At 52.9% G+C, this 14,140-nt stretch carries 10 protein-coding genes; 5 read left to right on the forward strand and 5 right to left on the reverse strand.

The window, feature by feature from the left end:
* Nucleotides 1-374: 374 nt before the first annotated feature.
* From murJ to A6V37_RS32235, 5 genes are all read left to right on the forward strand, one after another.
* Nucleotides 375-1,745: a murein biosynthesis integral membrane protein MurJ gene (gene murJ / locus A6V37_RS32215; protein WP_131799926.1), complete on the forward strand. Its 1,371-nt coding sequence runs from the start codon at nucleotides 375-377 to the stop codon at nucleotides 1,743-1,745.
* Nucleotides 1,742-2,860, forward strand: coding sequence for a glycosyltransferase family 4 protein (locus A6V37_RS32220; RefSeq protein ID WP_064270711.1), 1,119 nt, complete (start codon nucleotides 1,742-1,744; stop codon nucleotides 2,858-2,860). The genes murJ and A6V37_RS32220 overlap by 4 nt, the downstream gene beginning before the upstream one ends.
* Nucleotides 2,861-3,012: 152 nt before the next feature.
* Nucleotides 3,013-4,200 (forward strand): glycosyltransferase family 4 protein, encoded by a 1,188-nt coding sequence (locus tag A6V37_RS32225; RefSeq protein WP_064270710.1) that lies wholly within the window; start codon nucleotides 3,013-3,015, stop codon nucleotides 4,198-4,200.
* Nucleotides 4,201-4,559: 359 nt separating this feature from the next.
* Complete coding sequence (locus A6V37_RS32230; protein ID WP_064270709.1) at nucleotides 4,560-5,639, forward strand: EpsG family protein; 1,080 nt, start codon at nucleotides 4,560-4,562, stop codon at nucleotides 5,637-5,639.
* Between the two features lie 90 nt (nucleotides 5,640-5,729).
* Nucleotides 5,730-7,151, forward strand: coding sequence for a hypothetical protein (locus tag A6V37_RS32235; RefSeq protein WP_064270708.1), 1,422 nt, complete (start codon nucleotides 5,730-5,732; stop codon nucleotides 7,149-7,151).
* A gap of 244 nt (nucleotides 7,152-7,395) precedes the next feature.
* Here A6V37_RS32235 and A6V37_RS32240 read toward each other — a convergent pair whose 3' ends face one another.
* From A6V37_RS32240 to A6V37_RS32260, 5 genes are read right to left on the reverse strand one after another with little or no spacing between them, the layout of a single operon-like run.
* Nucleotides 7,396-8,427, reverse strand: a complete 1,032-nt coding sequence (locus A6V37_RS32240) for an SDR family oxidoreductase (RefSeq protein ID WP_064270716.1) — start codon at nucleotides 8,425-8,427, stop codon at nucleotides 7,396-7,398.
* 39 nt (nucleotides 8,428-8,466) lie between these two features.
* Nucleotides 8,467-9,741 carry a Vi polysaccharide biosynthesis UDP-N-acetylglucosamine C-6 dehydrogenase TviB gene (gene tviB, locus A6V37_RS32245; protein ID WP_064270715.1) on the reverse strand — a complete coding sequence of 425 codons (1,275 nt, stop codon included), beginning with the start codon at nucleotides 9,739-9,741 and terminating at the stop codon, nucleotides 8,467-8,469.
* A gap of 38 nt (nucleotides 9,742-9,779) precedes the next feature.
* Entirely contained in the window at nucleotides 9,780-12,020 is a 2,241-nt protein-coding gene (locus A6V37_RS32250) for a polysaccharide biosynthesis tyrosine autokinase (protein WP_064270714.1), read from the reverse strand.
* A gap of 29 nt (nucleotides 12,021-12,049) precedes the next feature.
* Complete coding sequence (locus A6V37_RS32255; protein ID WP_082902858.1) at nucleotides 12,050-12,487, reverse strand: low molecular weight protein-tyrosine-phosphatase; 438 nt, start codon at nucleotides 12,485-12,487, stop codon at nucleotides 12,050-12,052.
* Nucleotides 12,484-13,653 (reverse strand): polysaccharide biosynthesis/export family protein, encoded by a 1,170-nt coding sequence (locus A6V37_RS32260; RefSeq protein ID WP_064270707.1) that lies wholly within the window; start codon nucleotides 13,651-13,653, stop codon nucleotides 12,484-12,486. Before A6V37_RS32260 ends, A6V37_RS32255 begins: the two co-directional genes overlap by 4 nt.
* Nucleotides 13,654-14,140 lie beyond the last annotated feature (487 nt).

The raw sequence follows: 14,140 nt of genomic DNA on the forward strand, positions 1-14,140 counted from the left end.
GGGGTGACGGCGGTGCGGAAAGTTACGTAACACCCCGTTGTGTGTGGTGGTTGGTTTGACGCTCAAACATGGGCGATGTCCCCGCGCAATCTCCGTAGATCGAGGTGCCGCACGCCTTCTCGCCGAATTGAAGCCAACAATCGAACAAGCAAGAAATGTTTGGCACGCTTGGTGCTTTAAGAGCTACGGGGAACCTGCGGGTGTTGGTAAAGAACGTTTAAAACGACTGGCCTGATGGGCATGCCAATCGAATTGATTGGATATTGTCTCGAAACAGGAGTGTGTTCCGGATCGATTGGGCGGTGGCATGCCTCTTGACCAATCAGCACCGAAAGTGATCGCTCCCACTTGATGTTCCACGCCACGTCCTTTCCGTGTTGCGCCAGATGAGACCAATACAACTATCTGCCGGTAGACGGCAGGCCTGGAATCTTCACGACGATCACAAGCGCATCGGCCGCAACGCGCTTTACGTTCTCGTCTTCGTCCTCATTGGTCGATGCGCAGGCGCGCTCAAAGAGATCGCCATTGCGTATTTCTATGGCGTTAGCCCGATCGTTGACGCGTTCCAGCTGACTTTCAATCTTATGACATGGGTGCCAAGCACCTTGGTTTCGGTACTTGGAATCATCTTGGTTCCCCTTTTGGTCCAGGTCCGCTTATTAGGCAGCGAAGAGCGAGCGCTGTTCCTGGCTGAATTGAACACCGCGGTGGTCGCAACAGGATGCGCGACAAGTACCCTCCTTTACCTGGCATGGCCATACGCCTTGCACGTCTTCGCCAAGAGTCTGTCCGCCGAGAGCGCTGGGTTTTCGCTGCAGTTTGCGAAAGGGCTCGCGCCGCTGACCATTGAGATCCTGCTGATAGCTCAATTCTCTGCAAGACTTCAGGCGCAAGAAAAACATGTCAATTCAATGTTGGAGTGCGTGCCCGCCGCAACCCTCCTTTGTGCAGTCGTCATGTTTCACAGAATTAGCGCCGTTAATTCGCTAATGCTTGGAACTCTGGTTGGTTTCGGCTTGCAGGCCCTTTGTCTATATATCGCCGTCAAGATGAACGACGACATAGGCGCACCCTTCAAGTTAGGTTTTTCGTCGCGTCATTGGCCCGGTCTCCTCCACGCCATTGGTCTCTTCTCCATAGGCCAGATAGTCCTATGTCTGGCCGTGCCAGTTGACCAATTTTTCGCGGTAGATCTCGGTCCGGGGGCGGTGGCAACGCTCGGCTACACCAATCGTCTGCTGGCGCTGATACTGGCCGTCGGAGCGCTAGCTATAGGTCGAGCGATTTTGCCGGTCCTGACGGATGTGTTGCAAACACGATCAAAAGAGCGGGCAATAGGGATCGCTGTGAGATGGTGTTTCGTCATGTTCATTTCCGGCTCGATCATTGTCGTACTTGGATGGGTGGGAGCACCCATTCTCGTGAAACTACTGTTTCAGCGAGGCGCTTTCACCATCTACAACACTCAGACTGTTGCGACTGCTCTCCGTCCAGGACTTCTTCAGATTCCGTTCAACCTTGGAATGATCGTTCTTATGCAGATGTTCTCGAGTCTGGGAAAGTATCGAATCATGTCGGTCATCGCGGTGTTTGGGTTCGTCACAAAAATTATTGCCAACTTTCTCCTTGTCAAGATGCTTGGAGTAGAGGGAATTTTGCTCGCGACATCGATCATGTATCTCTCAATCTTTGGTGCCTATCTGGTTGCTGCACGCCGTTTGATCAGGGAGCAAGTGAAATGAAGATTGTCGTGGTCGTCAACTCTCTTGGTAGCGGTGGCGCTGAACGTGTCGCAACTACATTGGCAAACGCATGGGCTAATAAGGGAATGGACGTACGGCTTGTCGCTACCTATTCCGGCCGTGGGACCGTCTTCTATCCGATAGACTCACGGGTTGAAGTAGTGTTTTTAGCCGACATGGTGAAACAGCGTTCAATAAGGCTACTGTCATTCTTTCAACGACTAGGCAAGCTTAGGGAAATATTCAAGAACGAACGTCCCGCCGTGGTCGTCTCGCATTTGACGAACGTTAATGTCATGACCATCCTTGCAAGATTTCTGCTGAGAGTTCCACTCATCATTTGCGAGCATAACAATCCTCTCGTGGATGGTCGGTCCAGGTTTTGGCGACTCGCATCAAGGCTGACCTATCGTTTCGCCAATTGTGTGTCAGTTCTTACCCATGATGTCGTGGAACCTTACAAGGAACTCGTGCCCGGCGTTACAAACATGGCGGTTCTCCCGAATCCGATTTCGGATGAATTGCCAGCTACTTCAGTGTCGTCGATTGAAACATCGAATCGTTTTCGACTTGTGGGAGTGGGCCGCCTGCAGTATCAGAAGCAATTCGATCTCTTGATCCGGATGTTCTCTAGCCTCTCCGGCGAGTTCGCCAATTGGGATCTATACATTTGGGGAGAAGGACCTGAGCGTAGCGTTCTTGAAAGTTTGATCGATCAATTGGGTCTACAGCAAAGAGTCTTCTTGCCAGGACGAACCACCGAACTCTGGAAGGAACTGGGGCGTTGCGACCTCTTTGCTCTTCCCTCTCGATATGAGGGGTGGTCCATGGCGCTTATGGAAGCAATGGCACTTGGACTTCCAACAGTTGCCTTTGATTGTCCGAGTGGGCCGCGAGACCTGACTGAAGGGGGCAAATCCGGAGTATTGATCGATAACGGAGATGCCGAAGGATTCGTGGTCGCTCTGCGGTCGATGATGTCGAAATCCCCGGCCGAAAGGTGCTCCGTTGGACGTATCGGTGCCGACTCGGTTCGAAGTCGATTTTCGTTACCTCGGGTTGTCGACTTATGGGACCAGCAATTTCGAAATATTGGCGTCGGCGATCAGGCCTGACCGTGAGATCCGCGCGATTGCAGACTGACTCATAGACTTAGCGCCATCGTACATCGAGGCATCCTGGATTCAGCTTTCCTGTTGTGCTTATCGACTCATGAAACAGCGCGAATGCTCAGAAAATCAGAGATCAACACGAACGTGAGAAAGACATGAAAGTCGTCCTCTTCGCCAATACCGAGTGGTACCTGTACAACTTTAAACTCTCCCTAGCCCATGAATTGCGTGATCGAGGTTGCGATGTCGTACTGCTGTCACCGCCTGGAGAATACGCCGCTCGATTGGAACAGGCAGGATTCGTTTGGCGAGAAGTTCCAATGCACCGACGGAGTATCAATCCCTTTAGAGAGCTCCGAGTGATCATGCAACTATCGAAATTACTCGCCGCCGAGAAGCCAGACGTCGTGCACAACTTCACAATAAAGTGTGCAGTTTATGGGTCGATCGCTTCAAAACTGGTGGGAACTCGTGGGATTGTGAACTCTATCGCAGGACTAGGATTTGTATTCACCAGCCGCAAACTTCTCGCACGATTGCTGCAGCCCGTTGTCAAGGGCTTGTTTCGAGTATCACTCGGCGGCGTGCGGTCCACAGTCATCGTACAGAATCCCGATGATCTCGCATTCTTCAACTCAGCAGATTGGCTAAAAGCACGTGAAGTGTGCCTAATAAAAGGCTCTGGGGTGAGTTTGACCCGTTTTCGCGACCGAGATCGACAAAGCGTTCTGGACCGATCGAAGCCTCTGCGACTGGTCCTTGCCGCGAGGCTTCTGTGGGATAAGGGTGTCCGAGAGTTCATCGATGCCGCGAAATATCTAAAGGCGGAATCACCGAACTGCCGTTTTATCCTCGCTGGTACGCCGGACGGCGGGAATCCCAATTCCGTATCAGATGAACAGATCCAAAAATGGCAATCGGAGGGAATCGTTGAATGGCTAGGCCACGTTTCCGACATGCCAAAGCTATTCGACGAGGTCGACGTCATCGTGCTACCCAGCTATCGCGAAGGCTTGCCCAAGTCACTAATTGAGGCGGCGGCCTGCGGTTTGGCGATAGTCACAACCGACGCCCCGGGCTGTAAGGAAGTCGTTAACGACGACGGAAAGAACGGACTCTTGGTGCCAGTCAGAGATGCTTTGGCGCTTGCTCGCGCAATCCAACGGCTCGAAGAAGACCGCACGCTTTGCATGAGTCTCGGCGAAGCTGCACGCGAACGAGTGCTTCTCGAGTTCGACGAACGTATCGTGATAGACAAAACCATTGCTGTCTATGAACAACTGACAAATGTGACGTTTCAGCGTGTTGCTCCTGAAGTGCAGCAAGCCGGTATTCCGTCGTGATATCTATGTCGCTGGTCTAAGGAAGGCTATGGACTGCGATTGATAGCTAGAGGTGTTGCCTGAATCGATCAGCACACGTGCTCGACTAACGCCTGCGTTCTGTCTAGTCTGCTGTTCGAACATTTCAATTTCCTGGCTTGTGGAGTGCTGAGAATCATGGCAAGAACCGTTGAACTTCTAAATGTTGATATCGATGACGAGTTGCCACGCGGTTTGGTCACTCCTTTAAAAATGACAGCGGTCGAACGGTGTCCGACTCGCGTCGAGTCTTATGGTCGTGCTGAGCCTATTGTGGTGAGGTTGCTTCCCGGAGCGTCTAGGAACGTGCGAACGGCAACCCGCCGTCGAGGCGATACGGTATGAAGGCGTTGGCGCTTCCTCGACTTCGTATCGTCAAGCGGCGGGCGAGAGTAAACGAATTCTGGTTTCGCCCAGCCGGCTGGGTGTTTATCTGGATCGCGGCTATCGTTTTGATTTATCTGGCCACGGCCCCTCGGACGTATGCACTGCTCGATCAGGATAACTACTTGCGGTACTTCGCTGAAACCAGCTGGCAGTGGTTGCGCATCTACCGGGAAAAACATACCGAGTTCATGTTTCTCGTCGGTATCGTTACCGATGAGTTGGGCTGGCGACTGTGGATCCTGCTAGTAAACTGGCTCGGAGCCCTTCCCGAGGATGGTGTCCGGCTTACGGTGGTCGTGCTGAACGCAATTACTATCTACACATTCAGTAAAACGAGGCGACCGCTCCTGGCTTTGCTTCTCTATATAGCAATTCCGACCGCACTATCCACGGCAGGGTTGTTTCAGATTCGACAGGGGTTCGCTTTCGCGATAGCAATGTATTCTGCAATCGTCTACAGACGGCCAATTTTAGGAGCATTGATTGCGAGCACAATCCACACTACGTTCGCCATTCCAGCAATCTTCCTGATTGTCGCGCATATTATCCGGAAACGGACGATGGTTGCGATCGCAGCTTGCAGCGCTACTGGCATTGCGCTTGCCAGTGCCGGTCATTTTCTCTTCGAAAGATTTGGCGGGCGCCGACTCGGGACCTACTCGGCAGACACTGATGACTTTACGATCAAATTGTTATTCCTGCTGGCAGCCTATGGAATAGCTTCGGCATTGGTACTCTATACCCGACGCAAAGATAAAAATTGGTCGATGAAGCGGGTAGTTTCGCAATTTTCCATCGTGCATATCGCACTCATTGTCTATCTTCTGGTGGCGTTCTTCATTTTCCCTTTCGGTAAGGGGCGTGTTTGGTATTACGTACCGATGCTGCTGCCATATCTGATCCCTGAGATTGTCATCAAGCGATGGCTTGTCTTGGGCATGACCGTTATTCTCTTCGCGATGGTTGGGGCCGATGTGGTCAACAACTACTACAAGAACGTCTATGACTATTTCATATCAGACATATCAATTTGATCAGAGTGGGTGCGACGGTGAATGCCGAATTGCTACGGTTGCCGAATTAGTCGGCACTCAAGGAAAGGCTTGTCGTTTGGAAGGGCGAAAATGAACAGTGATAACGTCGTGAAGGCGATGGAGAATCTCCGCGGACGTCTTCCTCTAATCGTCTACGAACTCAACGAGGTTCCATGGCGCGTCGTTGACTGGTATATCAAACTGAAGCCTGAATCGAATCTGGCTGGGGTGCTACAGCGATCAGCTTCTTTTACGACAGTGACGCATGACAATGGCGAACTGCATCCGTGGACAACCTGGCCTACCGTGCACCGAGGGGTCTACAATAGCGAGCACAACATTCGGTTTATCAATCAGGACCTGTCGAGCGCAAGGTGTTTCCCGCCAATCTGGGAGACTCTGGCGAACAGCGGGTTCAAGGTTGGGGTCTTTGGGAGCTTGCAATCATATCCGGTTCCATCGAGCGGAAAATACAGCTTCTATATCCCCGACACATTTGCTCGGTCGCCGGAGACTTTTCCCAAAAGATATAGCGCCTTTCAAAGGATCAATCTTCGGCAGACCGCTTCCGACGGCGCAACTGTAAGTCGTGTAAAGGTTGACGGATCGGTGATATCCGACGCGATCAGGCTGCCGTTCATCGGTGTGCGACCCGGCACCTTCCTTGCGCTGGCGTCTCAGCTAAAAAATGAGCGCACGAACAACGAATACCGGACTCGGCGCTCGCTCATGCAGGCGCCGCTGGCTTTCGATGTTTTTGTGAACGCGTACAACAGAACACGGCCAGAATTCACTACGTTCTTTACAAATCACGTCGCAGGAGCCATGCATCGCTACTGGCGTTACGCATTTCCTGACGACTTTGCGGAAACAAATGTTTCGTCTAGTGACGACTTCAAGCGAGGCACCATTCTTAAAGCCATGGATATTGCTGACAGGCAAATTGGGATGTTATGCGCGCTTGCCGACAGGGATGGTGGTTCGCTGTTAATTCTTTCGTCCATGGGCCAGGAGGCAGCGAAGCGTCCTCCTTATCACGGGGAGCTCCGTGTTGTCGACTCCGATCAGCTAGCGAAAGCGATTGGTTTCATCGGACCGGTTAAGGCGAATCTTGCGATGCAACCGGACTTCAACTTCGAATTCGAGTCGACTATTTATGCAGAGGAGTTTCTGGCGCGGGCAACGCGCCTGCGCGATCGAGAAGGGAAGTCGATCTGGTTTCGCGCAACCCGAGAAGGTACATCGGTTAATCTGGGGCTTGGTGCACCCAAGTCTGTACTGGAATCCGGTAGAGTGTATCTGTTCAATGGGAGTCACGCGGCGACAGCGGAGTTGTCTTTAGCGGACATCGGCGTTAGCAAGATTTATCGCGACCCAGGCACGGGCTATCATCAGCCGGAAGGTATTATGATCTGGCACGGTGGCCGACAAAGGATTCAAGACCAACAACGCGGGAAGATCGAATCAGTTCGTATCCGGGACATGATGCTCTATGTAGTTTCCAGGGCATAGCTTTCTGTGTCTTTTGCGATTGTCTGCCATGCGGTCCAAAGCGCCAAGGGGTGCGCAGGCGCCGTATTGCCACGATATCCATGTCCGTGGCGAGTGCCGCTCTAATGGAAAATCCAGACGGCAACCACTACGCCGGTGTTCACGGAGTACTGTTGATGCGCTGCTTCACTGGACTCAAGAGGTGACGAGTACCGAAGGTCTGGTTGGATTCGGCCGGGCGCTGTGGGATAGTGGATATTGCATATCAACGCTCCAACCAATGGGACGCATACCAATCAACTGTTGATTGTAACCCGTCACCTACGCGAATCGATGGAGAGTATCCCAACACTTCGATCGCTCTCGAGATGTCGGCCTGTGAATGTCTGACGTCTCCAGCCCGAAAGTCTCGGAACACTGGCGCAGATCGCGGAGTAAATCCCTTGCTGCGCACAGCCTGTACGATCAACTCATAAAGCTCAAGTAGCGTCGTGCGGTCTCCTAGCGCAATATTGCAAACTTCATGTCCTTCGGCAGGCGGTGTCATTGCGGACAGGATATTTGCCTGTATCACGTTCTCGACAAAGCAGAAGTCGCGGCTCGTTGATCCATCTCCGTTGATCTCTATTGTCTCGCCACGCAGTGCTTTCATAATCCACCTCGGGATCACGGCAGCATAGGCTCCGTCAGGATCCTGCCGTTTGCCGAAAACATTGAAATAGCGCAGGCCGCGGCTGCGGAATCCCAGTTGTTGAGCAAAAACATGGGCGTAGAGTTCGTCCACGTATTTGGTGACCGCGTAAGGCGATAGCGGCATCCCAATGGATGCTTCGCGTTTCGGTAGTGCAGGATGATCTCCATACGTTGAGCTCGACGCTGCGTAAGTAAAGGAACAGCTGCCTTTCTCGCGAGCGGCGATTAGCACGTTCAGAAAGCCCGTGATATTGATGTCGTTGGTAGTCAACGGATCTTTCATCGAGCGAGGAACAGATCCTAACGCCGCCTGATGCAGGATATGATCGACGCCTTCTACAACGTCGCGACAACATTCGATGTTACGGATGTCGCCCTCCTCAAAGGTGAACCTCTCCCTAGCATCTGGACCTGCCTCCTGGAGAAGATAATGGATGTTGCTCCTTGATCCTGTCAGAAAATTATCGAGGCCGGTCACACGCTGACCGAGGCGCAGAAGCTGCTCAGCCAGATTTGATCCAATAAACCCCGCTACGCCTGTAACGAGCCAATGCTTTGGATTAGCCTTGAGTTCGTCGCAAGCTTCTTCGTATTTACTTTTCATGGTCATATGAGATCCGATCAGACTTTCATCAATTTGCTTTCAAAGGCGGAGATCGGACTCATCCCTTGGGAAAATCGATTTGAGATCGAAGACGACGTGGTCGTCTTTTCCATACCGCCGTACACCCTTGGGTCCGAGGTCTGAGAAGGCTGCATGAGCTACCGCGACAATCACCGCGTCATAGGCTCCCCGCGGAGGTTCGCGAGTCAGCGACAATCCATACTCGTCCATCGCCTCATGAGCCGAGGCCCATGGATCGTGGATATCTACTAGCGCACCGTATTCTTTGAGTTCTGACACGATATCAACAACGCGTGTGTTACGCAGGTCCGGGCAGTTCTCCTTGAAGGTGAGGCCCAGGATCAGAACTCGCGCTCCGCGGACATGGATTCGCTTACGGGTAAGTGCCTTGACCAGTTGGGACGTCACGTAAGCACCCATGTTGTCGTTCAGCCGACGCCCCGCCAGAATGATCTCCGGATGGTAGCCAACTGCTTGTGCCTTATGGGTCAGATAGTAAGGGTCAACGCTAATGCAGTGGCCACCGACGAGACCGGGCTTAAAGGGGAGGAAGTTCCACTTCGTACCGGCGGCGTTGAGAACCGCCTCTGTGTCAATGTCGAGTCGATTGAAGATGATAGCCAGCTCGTTCATCAGAGCAATGTTCAGATCACGCTGGGTATTCTCGATAACCTTCGCTGCTTCAGCTACTCGGATACTTGCTGCACGATGAGTTCCCACGGTAACGATCTCGGAGTACAGACTGTCGATTAATGTTGCGGCCTCGGGAGTCGAGCCTGAAGTCACCTTCACTACGGTTGTCAATCGATGAACCTTGTCGCCCGGGTTGATTCTCTCAGGACTATAGCCGGCAAAAAAATCGACATTGAATACCAGACCGGAGATCTCTTCGAGTAATGGCACGCATTGCTCTTCGGTCGCCCCCGGATACACGGTTGATTCGTAGATAACGATGTCACCGCGCTTCAACACAGAGGCAATCGTCCGCGTGGCACCGAGGATCGCGGATAGATCCGGTTGGTTGTGTGCGTCAATGGGCGTTGGAACAGTGGCAATGTAGACGTTGCATTTGCGCAGATCATCGACATTGGCCGTGAAGGACAGACCTGTTGCCTGGGCAAGATCGTCATGCTCGACTTCGAGTGTCTTGTCGACACCGTCGTAAAGATCGGCGAGTCGAGCCTTATTGATGTCGAAACCGACAACGGCGCGCTTTTTCCCGAATTCGACTGCGAGTGGCAAGCCGACGTATCCCAGGCCGATCACAGCAAGTTTGGCTTCTTCTAATCGAATCATTTTATCCCCCGTTTATATTCGAATCTCGCTGATCGTTAGTGATCAGCTTCGACTTCATATCTGTACGACGTATACCGGTACGCGCCGTACTTCGAGCCATAGGCGTAGACGCCGGAACGTTGAACCACCCCGTTGAATATCAGACCACGTACTCGCGCTCCGACCTGTTGGAGCCGTTTTTCAGATTCGATAAGTTCGCCAATCTTGGTTTTTCCGAAGCGGGCTACCAGGAACACCGTAGCTGCGGACGAAGCGATCACTTCGGAATCTGCAACCGGTAGTACCGGCGGTGAATCGAGTAACACGACGTCGTATTGCTGTGACCAGTCAGTCAACAGACGCTTAAAGTTGCTGCTAGCAAGGAGCTCTGACGGGTTGATAGGTCGTGTACCAGTCGAGACGAAATCGAGTCCCGGCTCGACCTGTTTTTTGTTGGCAAGTTCCATGTTAGCGCGGCCTGCTATCAGCTCTGCCAGCCCCGTGTCTCGTCCGAGTCCGAAGTATTGGTTTAGATGACCTCTGCGCAAATCGCAGTCAACGAGCAGGACGCGTTTGCCGGCAGCTGCAAGCACCGAAGCCAGGTTTGCGCTCAGGAAGGACTTCCCCATACCCGGCGCTGGCGCCGTGATTTGAACGATCCTGTTTGACGCCTCGAGCATCGCGAACTCAAGTGAGGTTCTGAAACTACGGAGGCTCTCAATAGCGGGATCCTCGGGAGCAGTCTTGGTTAGCAGAAGAATTTCGCGCACTTTGAGCTTGATCTTCTTGAATAAGACTTCCTGCACATCGCTAAAGGGGACGATCGAATAAACGCTCAACCCGGTGTTTTTCTCCAATGCGTCGACGTCAGTTACGCCTCCGTACAACAGCTCTATTGCCACGGCAGTGAAAATGGCGGCGGCAAGACCAAGAGCTGCGGAAAGAAGAAGAACGAGAGGTTTGTTCGGTTTAACGGGGGTTTCCTGGTTAAACGCTGTGTCGACCACGCGAACGTTACCAATCTTCCCCGATTTGAGGAGCTCCAACTGCTGGATGTTACTCAGCGTAGCTACATATAGGTCATTTGCAACCGTAACGTCACGAGTCAGCCGGATTAGCTCCTGTTCATGATTAGGCATGGCTTTCTCCCGTGCCCCCAACTCGCCAAGTTTTTGACGGGCCAGTGCGATCTGCTCCGTCAAGGTCTCGACCGTGGGATGCGAGGGACCGAAGCGCATCAACAATTCCTTTTGCTGTGCCTCCAGCGTCGCGAGTCTTCCTTCTGCATCTGCAGATTGTCCCAACACAACTTTGGCTTCTTCGCTAAGACTGATGATTCCGTGCGCGTTGCGGTAGGTCGTCTGGCGCTGCTCCGCGTCATCCAGCCGCTTCTTCATGTCCGGAAGCTGAGAGTTCAGGAACGCAAGTGACGTCGCGGCCTGCGCCGATTTGCGCTCGACATTCTGATGTACGTATTGGTAGCCGATCTCGTTGAGAATGGCTTGCAAACGCGAGGAATCTTCATCTTGCAGGGTCGCGCTCAGCACGCCAGAATCCTTTCCCTGCTCAACGATCTTGAGCTGCTTCTGCAACTCTTCGATCGTATCCTGGCGAGAATGCCGGACCACGTGAAATCGCACGCCGTTTTCAGAGAAGATGCTGGCTACGTTGATAGTGATTGGACCATTGTCGGAAGAGAAAGTCTCCGTCTTGCCAACTTGACCCACCCAGCCAGTTGACCAGCCGTTCTCGGCTAAACGATACGTCTTGTTGTTGATAACGGTGAGAGTCAAAGTCGACTCGATCAACTTGTCTGGTACCTCCAGTGCGACCACATTGATCTTCTCCCGTCCCCATGCGAAATAGCGCAGCAAGGGTATCGACGATCCGTCGAAGGGAACGTGGCGGGCAATCCAACCGCCTATAAATGCGAAGCGCGCGGGCTGCGTGGTGATATAAAGCTTCTGCTCGTCGACGGTCCGAGAAATGACAAGTCGTGACCCAAGCAACTGGATCTCCGCATCGGCGGACGATTTGACGTCGAACATTGAAGATATGTCGCCGAGAATGTTTTTTGCAGCGCCTGCAGGATCAGCATTGTCTTCGATTTGGACAAGAATGTTCGCCTCATAGACCGGTGTGCCCATGAATGCGTACAACGCACCTAGCAGGACAACGAAGGAGGTAATGGCAGCAATCAGCCCTTTGTGGGAAATGATCGTGTCGAGTAGCACCGCGAAGTCGACTTCGTCGTCGTCCTCTTTCAGGGTGGCTTTGTCTCTCGCTTTATAGGTCATATAGGGCCCCGTCATAAATCGATTGCAGCTTAGGTTAGCTGCTGAAGTTTATTTTTCCATTCGTTCACGCCAGCCTCAATCAACGCCAGACACTCAACGAAACTTGAATAGCTCATCTTGTACGGATCGAATATATCTGTGTTGCCGAAATGTCCAAGTCTGAAGACCCGGCCACGAAGCTGTGCATGATTTTTTTCAAGAAGAGCCTTCTGGGTTTCATCCATGACAAGAATCAGATCTGAGTCGCGGTGAGCGTCATATAAGAACTGCTGACCTCGGTGACCTGTCAGGTCAAAGCCGCGCTCAAGCATCAGCGTGCACGCCGTTGCGTCGGCTTTCGCGCCGACGACGGCCTGCAGGCCCGCTGAGCGCACCGTCGCATGGGGAACACCCATTCTCAACATCGCTTCGGCCATTGGGCTTCGGCAGATGTTGCCTATGCACAGGACAGAGATTTTTCTGATCAAAGTCCGGCTCCTGCTTCCCGCCCGAAGTAGAGACCTTGTGCGCTGGGTATAAGGAGATTTATTACGCGACTCCAACGAACAAGTCCGGGTGAGTCGACGTACACCAAGTCTTTCGGTCTAAGGTTGAAATGCTCGGCTAGGCTCAGGCTGACAGGCGATGAACTGTCGAGGTGAAACACTTCAGGTTTTGCAGGGTCGCTTGTCGCCCGGACGACATATATGGCGGCAGCGTTCGCCAGGTTCTGGTTAATTCCGTTTGCGGCGGAAAGTGCTTCATTCAGGCTCAAACGCCCGTCGTGTAAGGTGACCGCAGTTTGTTTCATGACTTCGCCAGCCACAAACACCTGGTTGTAGACCTGCGGCTGAACCCTCACGATGTCATGGTCCGCAAGATACAGATGAGACAGATCGACACCCTGAGAAATCAGTGCTGGAAGGTTGAGGTTATAGACGTGTCCCGCCCTGACCAACTGCACTTTGCTTTCGTCGCCAACTCCGGGGGTTATTCCATTTGCGCCAGCGATGGCTTCAAGGATGGACATCGGAACGTTAGTGATCGGTTGAACACCAGGCAGCGCCACTTGACCTTCGACGAACACTCGTTTGCTGCGATACGCAACCATACCGACAGTGACTTGAGGGCGGTGTATGAACCCGTTGAGGGCGCCCGTTAGCCGCGACTGAATTTCAATGAGCGAATCACCGGCCACCTTGAAGTGACCCACATAGGGAAACTGAATATATCCATCGTCGCTCACCGTAAAGCCAGGAGCGGTCGGAGAGGTCAGCCCCGGCCGCGGAGTTAGTGCCTGCAAACCGGTACTGCTTTGAATGTCGCCTGAAACGTAAGTCAGATTTGGAATGACCAGTTCAGGGTGATCCCAAACGATAACGGACAGCACGTCTCCTGGTCCCACTCTGTATGGCACCGGCTTGCCGATCAGCTGCTCACTGGTATCCGTAGTCGACGCCGCCGATTCGGCCTGTATCTGGCTGACGAGGCTTGGTGTGATCTCGACCACTGTCGGGTTGATAGTGGGTTGGCCGTTGTCGGATGGAAGCTTTGCGTCGTACTTCATCCCAGGAGCAAAGGCGCATGCGTTAAGGAGCAAGACCGCCAAGCTGACAACCAGGCGATTTTTATAACGGCAGATGTGGTTGGCCATATCACATTCGAAAATTAGGGCGTACGGGAAGCAAAACAGCCTCCCAATAACCGTGAGTCGGTTGCTGAAGTCGTCCGTTGAGCAAACGGAGAACTTCTGCGATTCGAGTTGTAGATAGTTGCTACGCTGCGACGTCGAGGTGAAAAGAACGTCCGTTTAAAAAGAACATCTCGTGAATTGAATAAGGCAACAACCATGCCTGCGATGTGCAGCGACGCTTACGGCGCGCGGCAACCCACGGCTCTGTCTTGACGCGTCGAATTCAGCTGCAAGTTGACGCTGTTGCGGCTCAGCGTTACGCCGCAAGCGCCGTAACGTCTGGCGAACGTTACGGTTACAAAAGAACCAGGACGAGTGATCTTGGCGGCATCAGCACCCCGTAATGGCGGCGCCGTTCCCGATGGTCGGCTGGCATATAACTCGCTTTGAGTGCCCGTGGGTCTATTCGATGCAGCGAGGACAACTCGGTGAAGGGCGATGCGCCTCG

This window comes from Paraburkholderia ginsengiterrae, from assembly GCF_001645125.1.
Taxonomy (GTDB): Bacteria; Pseudomonadota; Gammaproteobacteria; order Burkholderiales; family Burkholderiaceae; genus Paraburkholderia; species Paraburkholderia ginsengiterrae.